The organism is Croceimicrobium sp., from assembly GCF_965228705.1.
Lineage (GTDB): Bacteria > Bacteroidota > Bacteroidia > Flavobacteriales > Schleiferiaceae > Croceimicrobium.
Genome location: NZ_OZ245832.1, coordinates 1,993,456 through 2,013,685 on the forward strand (window position 1 = coordinate 1,993,456; position 20,230 = coordinate 2,013,685).

Below are 20,230 nucleotides of genomic sequence, written 5' to 3' on the forward strand. Positions count from 1 at the left end.
TATCTCCTTTATCTCAAGATGAAGCCGAGGCCATTGCGGATAGCATGCAAAGCCCTTATTTCAAAAAGGGTGATTTTTATTGAAAGGAGACCGAATTTCAGCTAAACCCCACTTCATTTTAGCAGGCTATATACCTAAATACATCCTAACCAATTGAAAAGCTAAAATATCGATCTTCAAAGCCTGCTTTTACGTTTACTCGAATAGTAAAAAATTCCAATGAAAAAAAACTTCTTGATTCTGGTCATTCTGTTTATAGGCCAGGCCTGCACCAATACGTCAAAAACAAATCCCGAATCCCACATAACTAATAATCAGGAGGCTAAGAAACCGAAAACAAAGCTTCCAGTCGATCTAAATGGCTCTGTAACCAGCATCGACACAAACCTTAACCCACTGGCCGAAATACCAAATTTCACCCTTACCGAATGTCCAGAGGTATCACCAGCTGTATACATTAATTGCATCCTTTCTCAAATACCTAGCAGGCCTTTGCCTATGCACTTTGGCCCCAGCCCAAATTTGAACTACCATTCCTTAGTTCATTTAGATGACAGTCTTTTTATCAGTGAAGCCATACTAGACACAAACTACTTTGTGGAAGAAGAACGCCAGTACAGTTATTTTTTAGGGGTTAAGATTCCCAGCCCAAGAGCTTATAGGGCATTAATTATTTTGAAAGTCTTCAGTATTGGCAAAGATTATATTTTACTTACTATTTCTGAATCCGGTGAATTGATCGACAGGCTTAGACTGGGTAGCGAGGTCAGTGATTACGAATCGCTATTTGGTAAAATGGAATCGCTGGAAGATATTGAAGTGACTAGCAAAAAGATCGGCTACAATAAGGAAGAGGATTTTCTGTTTTTTAAATCCACTGAAACTACCCATTACTACATAAACGAAATGGGAAAAATCCTTAAACGCTAAAGCCATGAATAAAATTCTCAGCCTAAGTATCCTCTTCTTTTGCAGCTTCTTCAATCTCAATGCTCAATCAACTGACATCCAGAACCAAGCAAATATTCTTGTAGAGGGATCCGCAACCAAAAGTATTGTACCTAATCAGATTTTCATAGAAATCACACTTGCTCAAGATGGCAGAGGGAAAGTGGAGGAGAGTATTTCCATCCAGGAAAAAAAACTGCTGGAGGGTCTAAAAGAAATTGAAATCCCAGCCGAAAGATTAGCAAAAGAAGATTTCAGTTCTGGTTTTGTTAGAGTAAACTGGCTTATTGACAAGCAAATTGAGAGAGCCAATTATATTCTCGAACTAAAAAGTCCAGAGGAAGTTTCAAAAGTCTTTGGACTCTTATATCGACTAAAAGCGGAATATGCAAGTATTGTCCGTACCAGTCACACTGAAATAGATTCTCTAATGCAAGCCAATGAAATCGACGCAATCTTAAAAGCTAAGGCAAAAGCCCAAAAACTAATTGAAGCCCTCGGAGGAAAATTAGGTGAGCCCCTAATTATAAGTGAGTACTCAGACATTGATGGTCAAATTTCCGTACTTGCAGGTGTCACCAACCAAAGAGGCTATGTCAAAACAAGGAGTGCTAAATCAGGCTCGGTTTTGGATCAAGACCCTTACATAGAAGTTCAGAAAATTAAAATTGAAGCGACCATAAGGGTGAAGTTTGCTATTGAATAACAGGCATCTTGAACATCTAATTCCCGCTAACCCATTACCTCAGGTTTATTCCCTATTCAATACTGTTTAAAAAAAACTCCCTGCACTTCGACAAAGGATTTCAAGAACGTTTATCAACTAGGACGAATAAAAACTTCCTGATTCTTAACAAACCAATAAATTTACTATCCTGCTTAATCATGAAACTTGACCAATAGCCATGCCCAAGCTTAGCAAATTCAATTCTTGTCCTACCTATGTCGGAATCCCACTTATCCGTTTTTAAGCGCTTCAATGATTTAAACGAAGCCCAAAACCTTGCAGAACTTCTTCAAGATAAAGGCTTTGAAGTGGAGTTGGCTGATAACTCACCGGCCTTAGATATCACCTTTAGTGGTAATACCCTGGACAATCAAATAGAACTAAAAATTCCAGCAGCAGATTTTAGAAGAGCCAAAGACCTGCTATTCTCTGAGCTGGATATTAAAATCGAAGAAATTGATCCCGACCATTATCTTCTGGACTTTTCCATTGAAGAATTAAGGGATATCCTGCAAAAATGTGACGAATGGGGAGAATATGATGTGCTTCTCGCTCGGAATATTCTTGCTTCCAAAGGTGAAGACACCAGCGATGCCCGTATGGAGGAATGGAAAATGCAGAGATTAAAAGAATTGGCTAAACCCGAGAAAATCCCCTTTAGGTGGATAGTGATCGGCTACCTATTGTGCTTTCTCGGCGGCTTACTAGGAGTATTTATCGGTTATCTCATTTGGCATCAGCAAAAAACCTTGCCTAATGGCCAAAAGGTATATACTTACAGGGAATACGATCGTAAACAGGGACGAAAAATGTTCTGGCTTGGTTTAGCCATGCTTAGTATCATTACGCTTTACAAATTGCTCGTAGGACCTTTATATCTTTAAAACTAATGTGCCATGACCAAATCCTTTGCTATAATATGCCTGCTCCTTTTAAGTGTAAAAAACCAAGCCCAAAGTTCAGCGGAACTTAGTGTAACAAGACAAGGTCAGATCGACAGCCTGATTACCTTCATCCAAAACAATCAGATCGCTGAACTGGCCCAAAGGGTGCGCTATCCTCTAAAGCGTCCCAACCCGGTGCCCGATATCCAAAATGCTGCAGAATTCATTCGCTATTATCCTACTTTGATGGATTCTAACTTTCGGAGCAAGCTAATTAACCAGACCTATACCCAGGAAAACACCATTGAAAGATATGTTACCATTGGATTGCTCAATGGGGAGATTTGGCTGGATGAGGAAGGTTGGATCATCAGTTTTAATCACCATTCTTCACAAGAACTGGCTTTACAGATGAAGCTCCGTGAAGCCATTAAAGCCAGGATTCATTCCTCGGTTTCCACCTGGAAAGAGAACATTTTAGTTTGCCAAAATAAGAAGTTCCTAATTCGAATCGATCGTTTGGAAAACAATGAACTTCGCTATTGCTCCTGGTCAGAAACCAAGACTATCTCTGATCCGCCGGATTTAATTCTCTTCCAAGGCAAGGAAGAATTTCAGGGTACCATGGGAGGAGTAAACTATGTTTTCAGCAATGGAGAATGGACCTATAGCCTGGACCAGGTTCAGATGGCAGAGTCCATTGAAAACCTGGGACTATTTTTAAGGCTATACCGAAATGATGAGCTTGTATTAAATTCCAAGATGGAAGAGATCAAATGAAAGACCTATTTCTGTCCAAAGGCTTTTGGATTGCCATTCTTACATTTTCCATTTTAGGCGCTATTGCCTCCTTATTAATTACAGCATTCAAAGAGGAGCCTGTTATTAAAGACTATGGCTACTTATGTCCACAAAACCCCGATTTTAAAAAAGTTGTTCCAGCAATTACAAACCCTAACGATAGCGTGGCGCTTTACGACTTTGAAAGACTAATGTCTAGCTTATCGGATCGAGCTAGGTTCAATGGCCTTCTTATTCCCATTGGAAGCAAAGTTGGCCTTCTGGACCATGATTCGTCTAAGGCCTTAATTAAAATTATCCGCCTGGATAATGGTAAAACAGCATGGCTAAGAGAAATCGACATTCAATCGAAAGCCTGTGATAGTACAGAACCTTAAAAGTTCGCTTTCCCGACATAATGAGGAAAAACCCCCAGCCCCGAAAAGGATATTCCCTTTAGCCCCTAGCCTTTATTTCCCCTAAATCCTATAGTTAGCTTTAAATCAGAGCCTTGCCAAGGGTATTTAATCCTATTTTAGGATAATGAACATTTAAAAACCCTCTTATGTCAACACTAAAAAACACCTCTTGGAATATTAACCATGCTAACACTGGTTCGAACGGAACCTTGAGCTTAAGTGACAATACCACTGGTACTTACAAACCCAATGGCGGTGCCCCCAAGGATATTGTATGGGGCGAAGCCTGGAATGGTGATACCTGTGCCCTTTGGGTTTTATTCCAAGAGTCCATGCAACGCGACTGTATTCACATTTGGGGTATCGAAACGACCCTGGCCGGAGGTAAAGGAATGTCTGCTTTAGGAAATGCCAGTCCGATTTCTCCCAGCGATACCGGTTATGTAAATGACAACCTTACCATCACGCCAATCAGCTAATCTTTCGAATTCATCGAATAGGAATAATCCCTGCTTTTCGCGGGGATTTTTTTAGGTCTTATAATTGCAGAAAGCGAAGGACATCCATTGATCTTATAAGAACAGCTGGTATTACTTCAAAATTTTAAAATGACTCAATCCCATCGAAAGCTATCTAAATGGCTGGTACTTTTAGCCATGTCGTGGACATCAAGCTTCAATGCCTTTGCCCAAAATGACTCCCTGCACCCTCTTCCCTCTTCCTCATGTGATTCCTGCTTCATATTTGAAGAGGAAATATTCTGCTTTCAATGGAACTCTGATCGAAGCCTGAAACTAGTAACTCGCAGCACAGCTGCCAGCTTATTTACAACTGAAAGTAATGAAGCTTATTGGTCTAAAACGATATTTGAAGTTTATGACTATAATGGCAAACAACTCTGTCGAAAATCCAGCTTATTTCGATGCAAAGGCGACGCTACCATAACCCTTCGACTCAAAGCAATCAAGCTACTAGATACTGGCTATGTGGTTTTTTCAGCACCGCAAGTATGGGGAAAAGCTACTCACAAAATCTATAATACGTCCGGAAGGATTCTTAGCCAGCTTGAAGCGGATGAAAGAACCATTTCTAAATATATAAATCAGACCCTGATCAAGGCAATTTGCTACCATGATTTTGAATAAAGCCCTTAGCAACAAACTCCTACCCTTTTGTGATATTCAATTAATAAGCCCTCTTTCAGAAAGTGAGGTTTACCAATATCTTGAAGAAAATCTGGAAGCAAAAAAAGCCTTGCGGTTTAACTCAAAAGGCAAGTATCGAAGGGCATTTGAAGGTGAGCTCAAAGGGATAAACTTTGAAATTCGAAGAACGATAAACTATCAAAATTCCTTTCTTCCAAAAATTATTGGGACGATCCGCTCAAGCGGTCCTAATACCGAAATACATCTTAAAATGCGCCTTCCCAAAAGCCGATTGCTCTTCCTTGGAGTTTGGTTCGCCATGATCCTTTTATTTTTAATCCCAAACCTGGTTTCACCACCCGAAACCGAACCGCTAATCATTTTGCAACTTGGACCTATAGCAATGCTCATTTTCGCCTATTTGCTTAGTACGATTGCATTTCAGTACGAAGTATCAAAAGCTAAAAGAATTTTAGAAGAAATCTGGCATATCGAAACCCGCAATTAAGCTCTTCACTATTGCGCTACCAACTTTCCTCTCATTCCTTCAAAATAGGTAACTTGATATTTTTAGCCATCCATTTACTTGTCTGTATTTCTAATGACCGACTTCAAAAGTTTCTTCACCCAATTGTGTCCTATCGCGGAGGATAATTGGAGAGCTTTCGAAAAGCTCTTTAAACCCAAGCAACTTAAAAAGGGCGAATACTTTATTGAGGCTGGAGAACAAGCCAGGGAAATTGCTTTTTTGGAGGAGGGCATTATTCGGGCCTTCTACCGCAATGAAAAAGCCCAGGAATACAATAAACACTTCTTCTTAAACCCCTGCTTTATTGGGGGCTATGCGTCCTTAATTACGGGCAAGACCAATCAGATAAATCAAGAAGCCTTGAGCGATTGCCGAATTCTGGTTGCCAGCTATTCTGATTTGCTTAAACTTTACGAAAGGGCCCCCGACATTGAAAGGGCTGCACGAATATTAGCGGAGCAATTTTTTGTTCAGAAAGAACAGCGTGAAGTAGAAATCGTGCTTTTAGATGCGGAAGAACGCTATTTGCAATTTCAAAAAGAGTTCCCGCAATTAGAGCAATACATCGCCCAATATCATATTGCTTCCTATTTAGGAATTAGCCCCACCCAATTAAGCCGGATTCGTCGCAAATTGGCGGGCAAATGATTTCTTTACCTATGTAAATGGAAATCATTTCGGACTGGCAGACTTTTGATTTTCAAATGAAATCAAAAATGAAAAAGCTAAGTATCCTAATAGCAGTACCACTCCTGCTTTATGCCTTTAGCTCTGCAAATCCGAATGCCATGCATAGTAAAAAGCCCTATACCATTTTGGTATTACTCAATGCCAGTCCCCAATGGTTAAGTCTCAATCGTGATGAACGCAGCCAATTTGTGGAAGAAGACCTCAATCCCATCTTTAGGAAGGTGAGTCCAGCAGTAGAAATTCGCCTATTCGACAGTGAGTATTTTCACGCCGAAGTATCTGACTTCATGATTATTACCTGCAATGATTTAGATCAACACAAGCTCTTCATCGAAATGCTGCGCGATAGTAAAATCTACAGCGTACCCTATTTTGAAGTTAAGGATATTATTGTAGGCCAGGAGAATCTATTTGAAGACTTCAATGCCCATTTTAAAAAGGATCAAGAATGAAGCTCAGTGGCAATACTATCCTTATTACCGGAGGATCTTCAGGCATTGGATTAGCGCTGGCTAAGCGTTTCCTAAATTTGGATAATCAGGTAATTATTTGTGGTCGTTCTAAGGATAAACTCGAACAACTCAAAGGCGAAATGCCTGAAATCAGCACTTTCTGCGGCGATCTTAGTGCGTCTAAAACTCTGGTTGAATTGCAAAATTTCATCGAGACTGAATACCCCCACTTGAACATTTTGATTAATAATGCCGGTATTCAATACAATTACACTTTTAGTGACGAATCGGAAATCCTAACTAAAATTGATTATGAATTGGCTTGCAATTTAAATGCTCCAATCAAGCTTAGCGCTCTGCTCCTGCCCTGTCTTCAGAGACAAAGCCAAAGCGCTATTATCAATGTAAGCAGTGCCCTTTTTATCAGCCCAAAAAGCTCAGCCCCTGTTTATTGTGCCAGCAAGGCTGCACTGCATATTTTCACGCAAAGCCTACGCTATCAACTAGAAGATAGCCCTATCCAAGTTTTTGAAATTATCCCCGCATTAATAGATACCCCGATGACCAAAGGCAGAGGAAAGTCGAAAATGAGTCCAGACCAATTAGTGGATGAGTTCCTTGACAATTTCAAAGCAAACCGAAAAGAAAGCTATATCGGTAAAACCAAACTCCTGCGCCTGCTACATCGTTTTGCACCCTCTAAGGCCGAATCTTTAATGAAGCATTCTTAAAACCAAGCTTCCATTCTACTTTTTAAAATTAGTCCCAATACTTTAATTGAATCTTTATTAATATTGCCAGGCTCTTTTCAACTTTCTTTTTCTACGAATCCGAACTCTTCTACATGAATTAGTTCGAGATTTAATGATCTATAAATTGTGAAAGGCCATCCAATTAAAGGTCGCTGTATCGCTATATTTTTTCAAGCATTTCCACTTTATTGGATGAAGAGCCCACTTCTTCAGTTTATAGGACCACTTCCTGTGTTTAAGCTTTTGAATCCCTAGCAAGCCCTCTAAGTTTAGGATCATAATTCAAACACAAAACACGATTTATGAAAAAATTACTCGTACTAGCCATGTCCTTGATGCTTTTTTCTGCACAGGCACAACTTATGAACGGAGGCTTTGAGAATGGTCTGGCCCCCAGTTATTCCGCTTTCCTGGAAGGAACGGGCGAACATCACCAAGACATCGTAAATGTGGGATGGAATGGCGTTACCAGTCATGGAGGCGGAGACTCTTTGATGATGGTAGATGGCATCAACGACATCACAGAAACCCGAGATACGGTATGGGCCCAACAGGTAACCGTAACTGCGAACACTTTATACAGCATTACCCTTTGGCTTGATGCTCGGAATTTAAGTGTAACTAATACGGTCGACTTAACTCTCAGATCAGGTGCCAACTTTATTGGTGACATTGAGTTTACAGATGACACCACCAGTGGTTGGGTAGATTTCACCTTCACTTTTAATTCGGGTGCTAATACCAGCATTTATTTAAACCTGCGTCAGAACAATTCACAAGCGGCATCCGACTTCAACCTGGATGACATTTCCCTTACTCCACTGGTTCAACCTTGTGATGTAAGCTCCAGCTTTACCTCTAAACTGGATGAAGGCACCTGTGAGTGGGAATTTACCGCTAGCTCAACTGCCAACAATGGCTCAACTGATATCGTAGCTTATTACTGGGAATTCGGAGATGGAGCAACCTCTACCGATCCAAACCCTGTACACTACTACTCAAGCCCCGGAAGCTACAATGTTTGCCTTACCACCTATGCGGTAAATAGCAATGGCGACTGCTGTTCTGATAAAACTTGCAAAGAAATCGAAGCCAGATGCGAAGTGGGCCCCTGTGGAATTGATGGAAACTTTAAGTACAACTACCTGGAAAACTGCGCCATTAGCTTCTACCGCAATATCAATACTTCTGGCCACGTAATTAGCTACAACTGGGACTTTGGTGATGGCAACACTGGTAGTGGAGCCTATGTTACTCATACCTATGCCAATGCCGGTACTTACAATGTATGCTTAAGCATTGTAGCTATCGACAATAATGGTGATTGCTGTACTTTCACCTATTGCGAAGAAGTAACCGTTGAAGGTTGCGATAAAGGGAAACGTGCCATTAACTCTAGCTCCAGCGAAGCATCTGAAGCTTATTCTTCAGCCAAAGCTACTGATGGAGTTAAAATCTACCCTAATCCAGGAAGCAGTAATCTGAACATTGACTTCATCGATCAAAAATTGGATGATCAAAACTTAGAAATTCAAATTTTTGACCTTTCCGGTAAAAACTACTCTCAAGTTGCGGCCGGCGAAAAGATCTCCAAAAATGGAAACACTGCCATGATCAATATCTCTGAATTACCTAAGGGTCTTTATATCCTGCGTATCAAGAACAATGGTAAATTGATGACTAAAAAGTTCATCAAAGAATAAGCAATCTAGCTGCTTCAAAAAAAAGGCTCCCAATTTTGGGAGCTTTTTTTATTCCTAGAAGGCCACCTTTCCTTTTAATTCGGATATAAACCAGAGTTTCCGCTTTGAGGATAAAGGTACTTGATGACCTTTCTCCAATAAGAGAGTGGCGCTCTTGCCTTTTTGCATAGAAATTAAATAGGAGGGATTAATGATGTGTTTCTTATGCACCCTAAAAAAGCCATGGGGCTTCAATAGTTTCTCGTACTCACCAATGGCTTTGCTCACCAGCAACTCCTTTTTATCTTTAAAATAAAAACGACTATAGCCTTGCTCTCCTTCCACTCTAATGATGCTGGAAATTTCTACAAACTCGTAGCCTAACATATTAGCCAGGGCCAGCTTATTGGGTTCGGGGTCAAAACTTTGCTTAAGCTGATCCAGCTTTTCATCCCCAAAGCCTTTCAGCGATTTTTCCTTGTACCGGGAAGTAGCTTCAATTAATTTATCAATATTAATAGGCTTGAGTAAATAATGCAGAGCGGAATGCTCGAAAGCCCGAATAGCATACTCATTATATGCGGTTGTAAAAATCACCTGGTAATTGCCATTGCGGGTAGACTCCAGGACTTTAAAACCCTCACCATCGGGAAGATCTATATCTAAAAACAATAAATCAGGAGAACTGCTATGGATCAGTTCAATGCCCTCCTTAACGCTACTGGCATGACCAACCACTTCAATGTTAGGGCAATATTCATCTAACAAAGTTTCAAGTAGTTCAATACTACTTTGTTCATCATCAATAATTAGAGTTCGAGTAGATTTCATATTAATATGGTAGAAGATTAGACAGCAATACGGTAGGTAGGATCAACAGAAATAAGGGCTAACAAAAAGGAGCTAACCACTTAAATCAACAGGAATTTCAAGAATCACTTTGGTTCCAACCGGCTCAGTTCCTTCATATAAGTCTATTATGCTTATAGGTTGATCCACGGAGTCCGGGAAGGCTATTCTTAAGCGATCCACAATATTTTGAAGTCCGATAGAATCGCCCTTACTGCGGTTCATGTTCTTACGTTGACTGGCTGCCGCTCGACCAATCCCATTATCTTCAACTTCGATTTTCAGATTGGAATTGTCAAGCCTTATTCGCAAGGCCAAAATGCCCATGGAATCCTTGGAAGAAAGGCCGTGCCACAAAGCATTTTCGAGGATCGGCTGAATCAACATGGGCGGTATCAGGATCCTTTCAACACAAAGCCCCCTTTCAATTTCAATATCATAGCGAAGCCTTCCTTTTAGTCTGAGCATCTCTAAGCTCAGGTAGTTTTCCAGCATGGCTATTTCTTCACTCAGCGGAATAAGTCGCTTACTTGAACCGTCCAGAATATTGCGCATTAACTGAGAAAAGTTTGACAAATAAATATTGGCCTCCTTCTTCTGATTCCGAGCAATAAATAATTGAATAGCATTAAGCGCATTAAAAATGAAATGGGGTTTCATTTGAGCCTTCAAAGCCATCTGTTCCGCAATGAGCAGTTCACGCTTATTTGCTTCATTTCTTTTTACATAAGAAATAACCTTAACCGAAATCACAAGCACCAGAGCGGCAAAGAGCACCCAAACCCAAAACCAAAACCAGAAGTAAGCAAACAAACTCTGCTTAATGGTAATGCTCTGGGATTTAATAAGCTCCGACCATTCCCCATCTGCATTCCGTACCGAAACCAGAAAAGAATAGGTTCCCGCTCTTAGATTGGTGTACTTCACCTTATTTTGAGTAGTACTTTGCCACTTATCATCCTGGCCATCCAACTTATATCTATAGCTGAGTTCATTAGCGTCTCTAAATGAAATCCCCTCAAACTCAAAGCTCAATTCATTTTCATCAGGAGCTAATTCCAGGTATGAACTATCCAAGCTAATTGTATCATTGAGCCTTATTCCTGTGAGTTGAAGAACGGGAGGTCTCTTATTTGGCACCAAGCTTTTAAGCTTGATTTTTACGATCCCTTTATTAGTCCCAATAACCAAAGCACTATCCATTTGAACCAGAGAGTTTATCTGATAACTGGGAAGGCCATCGGAGATATTAAATTGAGTGGTTCGGGTTTTTAATGGCTCTGCTGTTACTAATTCAACTCGGTTTAGCCCACGGGTAGTACCAATCCAAATATTCTCTTCGCTATCTACCAAGCCACATGTACTCAGGTTAGAGCTCAAATTCAATTGCCCCATTAGGCGCAACCGACCTTTCCGGTATAAATAAGTCCCTTGGCCATCCGTTAAAACCCAATGGCTTTCCTGCGGACCTGCAAGAATATCTACGACCGCCAAATCTTTGATCTTACTAATTTCCTGTCCTACTCTCAGATACAGTCCTTTGCTGGTACCGATGAGCAATTTTCCACCTCCGATTTCAGAGATCGCTGAAACTCTCTTATTGAAGCTTTGTTTGGATGAGGAATACTTGGGAATACCATTTTCCATCTCCACATATCCCGTGATGGTACCAACATATACTTTGGCCCCCTCCCCTCTGGAAAAGGATAAAACCCTTTGCAAAGCAGATTTCTCAGCCGAATACCCCCCCTCTTTTTTCAGGATTAAATTAACTCCGGCATAAAGGCTATCCCCCATTGCAAACAAAGTGGGACTATAGCCACCATTTTTAAGAATAGTGTCAATTTGCATCCCGGTTTCCGTCTCCTTTATAACACTCACCGACCCTTTAAAATCACTGAATACTATATCCTTATCAAAGATTTCGACATGCGACACCGGAGTATTATTCAGCGGCAATTCCATCCATCTTAAGGGAGGTAAATAAAAGAGACCCGAGGTTAGACTATTTACCCAGATTCCACCTTCAAAATCTTCTTCCACAAAGCAGGGACTGTGTTCTTCCAGATATAAATTACCTGGGCTATTGATATTGCCTTCAAAATGAAAGAGTCCTTCCTCTGTAGTCACCCAAACACCTTCTCCGCGTCTTTCTTCAATGCCGACTATAGCGTGACTAAAATCATGTCTTGCTAGTATTTCCCCCTCTTTGAACTGAAACAGAATAGTATCAATAGCCATTATAAAACTGGCATCACTGGCCTCCAATATTTCTGTTCTGGCCGATCTTCTAATTTGAAAGGGTAAATGAATCGAATCAATGGCATGGGGCCGATGGAAAACCAACAGACTGGTTTTACTGATAGAGCTGCAATTACTTAAGCCACAATAAGGACCTGAAAGCAAGTCTCCATTCGCAAACTTTTTCACATAAAAATGTCCTCTAGGTCCTGCATTTATATGAGACGTCGCATTGCCATTTTTATCAATCTCTAATAAGACACCTTCCTTAAAGCCAACCGCCCATAATGATTCATTTTCATCAATAACCAACCTATCTATTGACCCGGAATTTGCAATGTATCGCAATAAAGTATCATTATATCTATACTGCTTAATAGTCTGTCCATCCCAATAATTCAAGCCCCCTAAGGCTAGTGGAAACCAAATATTCCCTTTTCCATCCTCATACAAGCCCAATACTGCATTATCAAGCAAACCATCTTCCACCGAAAAACATTGAAAATCCCTCCCATTGAAGCGACAAACGCCCCTATCTGTTGCGATCCATAAAAATCCATTAGAGGCTTGAAGGGTCTCATAGGTCTCTTGACCAGGAAGACCATTTTCCACATCAAGTTGCTTGAAAATCAAAGACTGAGCATGTAGAAATACAGGCAAAAAGCTAAGCACACATAGCAAGGTAAACCTCATTATCCCACCCAATTCCTACTCAATTTATAGTACTAATCTAAGCAGCTATTCCCTAATTAAAAAACAGTAAGTAATTAAAGTAATGGAATTTTTAATATTCCTTACTTTTTCCGGTCAATCGGAATTATAGGCCCATTAACATTAACATACTTCCTCACTAATTAGTCTTAAAAAAACACTAAAAGCCCATCATTCAATTCATAAGATTCGCACTAATAACCTCAATACTAAAAAAGACTTTATGGATGCCGCTACCTATCTCTAAGTTAGATCAAGCACCATCCTAAGCCTAAAGAGGCTCCAACCCTTCCGGTATCCAAGCCGATTACTTTGCCCTATCTTTAATGGCTGATTAGGTCACTGAAGTTGTAGCTAACCGAAAACCTTGATTTTAAAGAAGTATCGAAGTATTGGAGTAATCTTTTAATCAGGCAGCAACCAATACAAAATACAGCAGTCTAAAAGACTGAACCCAAAGCATAATTAATGAGATTGTTCCTCTTACTCCCAGCTCTCTTTTACGGCGCCATAAATGGTTGGGCTCAAACTACGGACAGTTTAACTCCTCGCATTCCCAAACACCACCTTCATTTTACGGAAAGCCAGACTGACTTATCATCTAAACTCAAGTCGGCCAAACAACATATTTCAGCCCAATATCAATCAGACTCCTTCCACCTCTTTCAAATTGAATTCAACGAAATTTACCTGGCTTATGGATCAAAGGGACAATATCAAATATCCCGCTTAAACATTCCCAGGCCTTTGGACTCGGAGGATAAGACTATCAACTATGTTTTAAAGGTAGACAGCCTAGGACAAGATCAAGCCTATTTTACCATCAATTGGGAAGAGCGCACTTTCTCCCAATATTCTCGGAGCTCTGGTAGCGCAGAATTTTCTTGCACAGAAATAATCACGGAAAACGAAAGTGCATACAGCGGACTGGTCATCATTTCCCTCGAATCGAAGAGCATCGTTTTTGAAGGCATTAGTCGTGCTCATCTTGTGCTTAGTGAAAAACGAAATCCCGGTAACTTGCAAAAGACCCTGAGCAATGACCGCACTATTAAGCTCCGTTTTTGGCCGGGAGAACCTTATCTCGACATCCTGAATCATGGCAATGCGAACCAGGCCTATTGGGAGCATTATCAGCATTTGGAATATGGGATGTATCAATTGGTTGATGATCAATACACCTTGATTAAAAACTAAATGCACAGCGCCTTTGAGTCCCGATGAAAGATCGGTTCATATATGCCGAAATTAATACCGGCAACAACTTTCCTGAATTGAAAACGAAAAAATTAAGCCATTGAAAATCAAACACCATATTCAGATTACAGGTCTATTTCTCTTCATTTTCGGAAACCCATCCAATGGCTTAATGGCGCAAAAGGAAATCTTCAATCCTTGGCCCCTTGACAAATCCGAAAAGAAGTACTCAGAAATTAAAGTTTGGCGCTTTCAAATCTACCATTACCCGGACAGTGTGGTCGCGCCCAGCAACCAATGTCATGAACACCAAGACACGCTTTTATACCTCCATAAGAAATACAATTCTGAAGGTCTATTAGAACTCACATCTGGTTACGATGGCTATCATTGTCTCTATCAAATCACAAAGTATCAATACGATAAGCTGAATCGCCTGATTGAGAAAAGCGAACTTAAAAAAGATAGTAGCCTAAGGACCCAATGGAGATTTAAATACAAAGACCAGGAAAATCAAATTAGTATCAGGGAAATTAAGGCTCAAAGCCAGAAATCTTTTGAAGCCCTCTTTCTTTACGATTCAGTAGGAAAAGTGGTCAGCAAAAGCATTATCTACAATCAATCAGACACGCTCATCCATAAAAAAAGGATCTACGAAGATCCGGCAAAGACACTCTTACAATGGGAGATTTACGATGAATTTCAAAAGCCTGACTTTTACGTTGTAGAAAAATGGAATCCACAGAATCAATTAGTTTACACCAAATTCCTTGAACTGGATAGCAGTTTTAGCCATGGCACTTTTTACTCCTATGATGAAAAAGGACGCTTAATTTTGGAGGAAGAGCGGAGCAGCAAAGCCGTTGTTGATGAACAAGTAGAATACCATTATCAAGATGAAGAACTCATAGAAGTTCTTTATTATGAAAACCATTCTAAAACCAAGGTCGAAATCTACAAAGGTGGATTGCTGCGAGAAAAAAGGACTTATTTAGGGCCATCTCTTTTCGCAATCTACAAGTATGAATACTTTTAGCAAGTCAGCTGATTAATTCCCAAAATGAAAGCCTTTACCTTTTTCTGCCTCCTTTTCACCTGTTGTGCTTGCCAGCAAAATTTGATGGAGCAAAAGCTAAGTCCATTAGAATCTGACAGTGTCTTAAAAAATGCCCCCTTAAGTGATTTAGTCGAAGTCCTCCAAATCGACCTCAACCTAGACGGCATGGATGACAGTATCTACCTTCAATCTCCACCAGTTATTGGCGACCCCGGGCAATTTGAAAAGATCAGAATTCAGCTTAGCAATGGTGCAGATTTTGAATTTAGCAATACCGAGTACTGGGACTGGATTGACAGTACTGCCACCAAAGGATTGAAAAACCAGTTGCCCTCCCAGCGAATCTTTTGCTTGAAGCAAAATCAAGCTTATCACCTCCTCCTATTTGGCTACCCCTACGGATGCTGCTATCCACGTTTAAGTCTAATCAGCCATAAAGGAGATTCACTCTATTTAGCCTATGATCAGGACTTTAATATTGAGGCCATTTCCGACTTGAATAAGGATGGGATTCTGGATATCATTGGTCGGGAAAACTTTTATGAGTTTTATGGAGAGCTTGATAGTCTACACGCCGATATCGGCAGCTATGCCCCATTTAAAGTAATCAGTTTAAAGGAAGAAGGACCACAACTTAATAAAGCCCTCAGCAAGAGCTATAATCAAGAACACTATGTGTACTTAGGCCTGGAGCCCGATCCTAATATACCCATTGCCTACCCTAAAAAGGGCTTTGATTTTAAGCCCTTTATTTTTATTGAGTACCTAGATAATTAGTTATGAATTCAGTGCCAAATAGAACTAATTACAAATCTGAGCCAAAAACAGGGACCTTGCTACTTATTCAATTTGGACTTGGCTTTATTGCAATCGCCTATTTGGGATACACTTTCACAAAAGGATCTGAGCACATAGACTATAACAGCACCCTATTCGGTATGGTGCTGTATCTGCCTTATATTCTTGGACTCTGCCTCTACAATGGAATAGCACTTAAAGCACTTAAAAGACTCCATGAAAAATGGTATTACTGGGCCCTACCAATACTACCAGCCCTTATTTGGATATTGATATACAAATTCAAACCAGTACTGCGATACTGGGAACTTAATCCAAGCGAAAGTATCGCCTTCATCGCCATTTGGTTTGGCTGTAATTACCTGATCCCCATTTGGCACAAGGCTCAAAAAAAAGCTTCTCGGATCCCTGGATCAAATTAGCCCCCTGAATCCGAGAAGACTTATTTAGTTTAGCTATCCACCCACCTTTTTCTGGAGGTATTCGCGTAATTCTGTGACAGCTTCGGCTAAAGCCTGATCCGCTAATTCGTCAAGGCTGTATTTATTGTCTTCGGCATTTTTACCAATCTTTCCTTCAGACTGCCCCATAAAGCTTCTAAAGAAAATCTTCTTACCCTCTCGGTTCACCAAATAAACGGTAATAACTGCCTGCACTTTTTGCTTGTGAAAACCTGCAGAGGAAATCCCCATTACCTGCACATTGGCCTCCTCGAAAAACTGGAAAGTATTGCTAAGGATCAAAACTGCATCAACGCGTTCGGGTAAATAATTGAAGGAGCTTAGGACTTCATCATCGCCACGCTTCATTACTGGATAACCATCCGCAGCAACGAATTCGCCTCCCATATATAAAAGCTTATCTACACTTCTAAATTCTTTATCAATAGAGGCATTGTATTCGCTTACGAATTCTTGAAACTCAGGTGAATTAAGGATCTCTTCTTCATTAATCACCTTATCCACCAAGCTACTGCGTTGCTTAAAAAAATGATCATGTACCTTATTTCCAGGCTCCGTTAAAACCGTATCCGGAAGATTGATGTCTGAAACTAAGCGCGCTTGTATTGAAGAATTATTCTTCACTTGATCAAGCGAGTTGATGGAAATAACCGCAATGTTGTTTGTGTTTTTATAAGCCTTCTTCTTCAAGGCACAAGAGCTAGCAAAAACAACTAAAGTCAGGAAAAGGAAAATTTGTTTGATTTTCATAAAGGTTAGTTTTTAATGGGCGCTAATGTAGATTTTTAGGATCGATCAAAATCCACGACCCTAGCCTATTATTGACATCTACCCAAATAGTTTCATTGTAGCAAATGTTTCAATCCGATTAATAGGCCTTTCAAGAGTAGAAGAAAAGCCTTCATTATCAAGAGCTAATCTTTGCTTCCCAGCTTTAAATTCCCGACCTTCAACAGGCTTATTTGAAGCCCCCCTCGCCTGAGTCTGCCAGCTAAGCAACAGAAACTCCGGACCTGGGGTCTTTCAATTTTCCTGAAATCTCAAAATCAAAAAATATGGACCCAGCCAGTAAAGGAAAATGCCCCGTAATGCACGGCGCCAATACCCAAAGTCATAATGATGTTATGGAATGGTGGCCCAAGGCCCTAAACCTGGACATCCTCCACCAACATGATCGAAAATCCAATCCTCTGGAAGCAAACTTTAATTATGCTGAGGAATTCAAAAAACTGGATTTAGAAGCCCTAAAAAGTGACTTAAAGAAATTAATGACCGACAGTCAGGATTGGTGGCCCGCCGACTGGGGACATTACGGAGGCCTAATGATTCGCATGGCCTGGCATGCCGCCGGAACCTACCGCGTATCCGATGGTCGCGGAGGTGCCGGAACCGGAAACCAACGTTTCGCCCCAATAAACAGTTGGCCCGACAATGCCAATCTCGATAAAGCCCGACGCCTGCTTTGGCCGGTAAAAAAGAAATACGGAAACAAAATTTCCTGGGCCGACCTTATTATTCTGGCCGGCAATATGGCCTACGAATCCATGGGCTTTAAGACCTTTGGCTTTGCCGGGGGCCGTGAAGATATTTGGCATCCAGAAAAAGATGCTTTCTGGGGCTCCGAAAAAGAATGGCTGGCCTCTACCCACCATCGCTATGAAAATGACAGTGATCGCGAATCCTTGGAAAATCCTTTAGCGGCCGTGCAAATGGGATTGATTTATGTGAACCCCGAAGGAGTAGATGGAAACCCGGATCCCCTTCGCACCGCCAAAGATGTGCGCCTCACCTTTAAGCGCATGGCCATGAATGATGAGGAAACCGTAGCCCTTACTGCTGGCGGCCATACGGTAGGAAAAACCCATGGGAATGGCGATGCCGGTGCTCTGGGCGAAAGTCCGGAAGGCGCCGAAATCCACGAACAAGGTTTAGGCTGGCATAATCCCAAAGGAAATGGCAATGGAGCCGACACAGTGACCAGTGGCCTGGAAGGGGCCTGGACCACCACTCCCGATCGCTGGAATCATACCTACTTCTACCTTTTGCTGGAGCATGATTGGGAACTGAAGAAAAGTCCGGCTGGAGCCTGGCAATGGGAACCCATCCAGATTAAAGAAGAAGATATGCCGGTGGATGCTCATGATCCAACCGTACGCCGCAACCCCATCATGACCGACGCCGATATGGCCATGAAAATGGACCCCGAGTACCGCAAAATCTCCGAGCGCTTTTATAAGGATCCCGAATATTTTGCGGAAACCTTTGCTCGGGCCTGGTTTAAACTCACCCATCGCGATTTAGGCCCAAAGAGTCGCTACCTGGGTGCGGATGTTCCTCAGGAAGATTTGATTTGGCAAGATCCTATACCGACGGTCAATTACAGCCTTTCAGATTCCGAAATCGAAGATCTCAAACAGCAAATCCTCAATAGCGGATTATCAAAAAGGGAATTAATTAGTACCGCCTGGGATAGTGCTCGCACTTTTAGAGGCTCAGATTTTCGCGGTGGCGCCAATGGTGCCCATATCCGCTTAAACCCGCTTAAAAATTGGAGAGGCAATGAGCCCGAAAGACTCGATAAAGTACTAAAGGTGCTCAGTGATATTCAAGCAAAGCAAAGCAAGAGCATTAGCCTGGCCGACCTGATTGTATTGGGCGGTAGTGCAGCGGTAGAAAAGGCAGCCCAAGAGGGAGGCTTCGACCTTAAAGTTCCTTTTAATCCGGGCAGAGGTGATGCCAGCCCGGAAATGACCGATGCGGAGTCCTTCGAGGTTTTGGAGCCCATCCATGATGGTTTTAGAAATTGGTTGAAAGAAGACTATGATGTAAGTGCAGAAGAGCTATTAGTTGATCGTAGTCAGCTAATGGGTTTAAGCGCCCCGGAAATGACCGTCTTATTAGGCGGACTACGTGTTCTGGATTGCAATTACGGGCATAATCAAGAAGGGGTATTCACTGACAAACCCGGAGTTTTATCCAATGATTTCTTCGTGAATATTACTGATATGCGTTTTCAATGGCGCCCTAAGGGAGACGATAAGTACGCCATTATTGATCGAGCTTCGGGCCAGGAAAAATGGACTGCCAGCAGAGTGGACCTGATATTTGGTTCCAACTCTATCCTCCGCGCCTATTCTGAAGTATACGCCCAAGATGATAATCAAGAGAAATTTGCACGCGACTTCATCAAAGCCTGGGTAAAAGTGATGAACGCAGATCGCTTTGATTTGCACTAAAATCAATTTGAAAACTATATTGAAGCGACCTCATTGGGGTCGCTTTTTTTAGGCTCTCCCTTCATTTGAATTATCTTAGCCTGATAACCAAGCAAAATGCTGGCCCAAACCCTAAAACAATCCTTCGATCACTATTTCGAGGCTCCCATAGAGGCCTGGTTGGAGTTCACAGAATTTTGTGAACCTATTCAGTTTAAGAAGGATGAAGTAATTAAAGCTCAAGGCACAGCAGAACGGTATTTCTATTTTATAATCGAAGGAAGCGCAGGCGTTTTCCTCTGGAAGAACCACAATTTTGTTTGTCTGGATTTTGCCCTGGAGAAATCCGCTTGCTGTGATTATATGTCCTTACTCACCGGCGAAAGCACCGAACTGGAAATTGTAGCCCTGGAGAAATCAGAAATGATTCGCATGCCACGTGCCGAATTTCATCGCTTAGGTCAAAAGAGTGTAGGCCGGGTAATCATGCAAATGACTGCAGAGGCATCTTTTATCGAAAAACAACAGCAGCAGATTGAACTCCTCACAAAGAGCGCCGAGGAACGCTACCACATTCTACAAAAACGCTTTCCGGGCATTGAATTGAGGATCGCCCAAAAACACATCGCTTCTTATCTGGGAATCACGCCCCAAAGCCTTAGCCGATTGCGCAAACAGCAAGCCTGATTTTTT

The 20,230-nt window shown here is 41.4% G+C and carries 21 protein-coding genes; 18 read left to right on the forward strand and 3 right to left on the reverse strand.

The window, feature by feature from the left end; genetic code table 11:
- Positions 1-219: 219 nt before the first annotated feature.
- The 12 genes from ACO05P_RS09125 (at position 220) to ACO05P_RS09180 (ending at position 9,029) form a co-directional block, all read left to right on the forward strand.
- Complete coding sequence (locus ACO05P_RS09125; RefSeq protein WP_421750300.1) at positions 220-930, forward strand: hypothetical protein; 711 nt, start codon at positions 220-222, stop codon at positions 928-930.
- A 4-nt stretch (positions 931-934) separates the two neighbouring features.
- A complete protein-coding gene (locus tag ACO05P_RS09130) occupies positions 935-1,654 on the forward strand; it encodes an SIMPL domain-containing protein (RefSeq protein WP_421750302.1) in 720 nt (239 codons plus the stop codon).
- A 236-nt stretch (positions 1,655-1,890) separates the two neighbouring features.
- The gene (locus ACO05P_RS09135) at positions 1,891-2,559 is read left to right on the forward strand and encodes a hypothetical protein (RefSeq protein ID WP_421750304.1); all 669 of its coding nucleotides are present in this window, start codon (positions 1,891-1,893) and stop codon (positions 2,557-2,559) included.
- 12 nt (positions 2,560-2,571) lie between these two features.
- Entirely contained in the window at positions 2,572-3,339 is a 768-nt protein-coding gene (locus ACO05P_RS09140) for a hypothetical protein (RefSeq protein ID WP_421750306.1), read from the forward strand.
- Positions 3,336-3,737 (forward strand): hypothetical protein, encoded by a 402-nt coding sequence (locus tag ACO05P_RS09145; RefSeq protein WP_421750307.1) that lies wholly within the window; start codon positions 3,336-3,338, stop codon positions 3,735-3,737. Before ACO05P_RS09140 ends, ACO05P_RS09145 begins: the two co-directional genes overlap by 4 nt.
- A 167-nt stretch (positions 3,738-3,904) precedes the next feature.
- Complete coding sequence (locus ACO05P_RS09150; protein WP_421750309.1) at positions 3,905-4,237, forward strand: hypothetical protein; 333 nt, start codon at positions 3,905-3,907, stop codon at positions 4,235-4,237.
- Between the two features lie 129 nt (positions 4,238-4,366).
- Positions 4,367-4,903 carry a hypothetical protein gene (locus ACO05P_RS09155; RefSeq protein ID WP_421750310.1) on the forward strand — a complete coding sequence of 179 codons (537 nt, stop codon included), beginning with the start codon at positions 4,367-4,369 and terminating at the stop codon, positions 4,901-4,903.
- A complete protein-coding gene (locus tag ACO05P_RS09160; RefSeq protein WP_421750311.1) occupies positions 4,890-5,411 on the forward strand; it encodes a hypothetical protein in 522 nt (173 codons plus the stop codon). The genes ACO05P_RS09155 and ACO05P_RS09160 overlap by 14 nt, the downstream gene beginning before the upstream one ends.
- Before the next feature lie 93 nt (positions 5,412-5,504).
- The gene (locus tag ACO05P_RS09165) at positions 5,505-6,080 is read left to right on the forward strand and encodes a Crp/Fnr family transcriptional regulator (protein WP_421750313.1); all 576 of its coding nucleotides are present in this window, start codon (positions 5,505-5,507) and stop codon (positions 6,078-6,080) included.
- Between the two features lie 68 nt (positions 6,081-6,148).
- Positions 6,149-6,574: a darcynin family protein gene (locus ACO05P_RS09170; RefSeq protein ID WP_421750315.1), complete on the forward strand. Its 426-nt coding sequence runs from the start codon at positions 6,149-6,151 to the stop codon at positions 6,572-6,574.
- Complete coding sequence (locus tag ACO05P_RS09175) at positions 6,571-7,305, forward strand: SDR family oxidoreductase (RefSeq protein WP_421750317.1); 735 nt, start codon at positions 6,571-6,573, stop codon at positions 7,303-7,305. Before ACO05P_RS09170 ends, ACO05P_RS09175 begins: the two co-directional genes overlap by 4 nt.
- A 323-nt stretch (positions 7,306-7,628) precedes the next feature.
- Entirely contained in the window at positions 7,629-9,029 is a 1,401-nt protein-coding gene (locus tag ACO05P_RS09180) for a PKD domain-containing protein (protein WP_421750318.1), read from the forward strand.
- Between the two features lie 54 nt (positions 9,030-9,083).
- Here the strand turns inward: ACO05P_RS09180 and ACO05P_RS09185 are convergent, their stop codons facing one another.
- On the reverse strand, positions 9,084-9,839 hold the full coding sequence (locus tag ACO05P_RS09185) for a LytR/AlgR family response regulator transcription factor (RefSeq protein WP_421750320.1): 756 nt from the start codon (positions 9,837-9,839) through the stop codon (positions 9,084-9,086).
- A gap of 72 nt (positions 9,840-9,911) precedes the next feature.
- The gene (locus tag ACO05P_RS09190; protein WP_421750322.1) at positions 9,912-12,791 is read right to left on the reverse strand and encodes a histidine kinase; all 2,880 of its coding nucleotides are present in this window, start codon (positions 12,789-12,791) and stop codon (positions 9,912-9,914) included.
- Between the two features lie 486 nt (positions 12,792-13,277).
- On the opposite strand from ACO05P_RS09190, the gene ACO05P_RS09195 reads away from it, so the two are divergent.
- The 4 genes from ACO05P_RS09195 (at position 13,278) to ACO05P_RS09210 (ending at position 16,283) form a co-directional block, all read left to right on the forward strand.
- Positions 13,278-14,006, forward strand: a complete 729-nt coding sequence (locus tag ACO05P_RS09195; protein ID WP_421750323.1) for a hypothetical protein — start codon at positions 13,278-13,280, stop codon at positions 14,004-14,006.
- A gap of 100 nt (positions 14,007-14,106) precedes the next feature.
- Complete coding sequence (locus ACO05P_RS09200; protein WP_421750324.1) at positions 14,107-15,042, forward strand: hypothetical protein; 936 nt, start codon at positions 14,107-14,109, stop codon at positions 15,040-15,042.
- A gap of 24 nt (positions 15,043-15,066) precedes the next feature.
- The gene (locus ACO05P_RS09205; protein ID WP_421750326.1) at positions 15,067-15,840 is read left to right on the forward strand and encodes a hypothetical protein; all 774 of its coding nucleotides are present in this window, start codon (positions 15,067-15,069) and stop codon (positions 15,838-15,840) included.
- A gap of 2 nt (positions 15,841-15,842) precedes the next feature.
- A complete protein-coding gene (locus ACO05P_RS09210; protein ID WP_421750328.1) occupies positions 15,843-16,283 on the forward strand; it encodes a hypothetical protein in 441 nt (146 codons plus the stop codon).
- A 33-nt stretch (positions 16,284-16,316) separates the two neighbouring features.
- On the opposite strand, the gene ACO05P_RS09215 is transcribed toward ACO05P_RS09210, so the two are convergent.
- Positions 16,317-17,072 carry a hypothetical protein gene (locus ACO05P_RS09215; RefSeq protein WP_421750329.1) on the reverse strand — a complete coding sequence of 252 codons (756 nt, stop codon included), beginning with the start codon at positions 17,070-17,072 and terminating at the stop codon, positions 16,317-16,319.
- Positions 17,073-17,377: 305 nt separating this feature from the next.
- Between ACO05P_RS09215 and katG the strand changes: the two genes are divergently transcribed.
- Both katG and ACO05P_RS09225 read left to right on the forward strand, forming a co-directional pair.
- Complete coding sequence (gene katG, locus ACO05P_RS09220) at positions 17,378-19,558, forward strand: catalase/peroxidase HPI (RefSeq protein WP_421750330.1); 2,181 nt, start codon at positions 17,378-17,380, stop codon at positions 19,556-19,558.
- A gap of 96 nt (positions 19,559-19,654) precedes the next feature.
- Positions 19,655-20,224: a Crp/Fnr family transcriptional regulator gene (locus ACO05P_RS09225; protein ID WP_421750331.1), complete on the forward strand. Its 570-nt coding sequence runs from the start codon at positions 19,655-19,657 to the stop codon at positions 20,222-20,224.
- Positions 20,225-20,230: the final 6 nt, after the last annotated feature.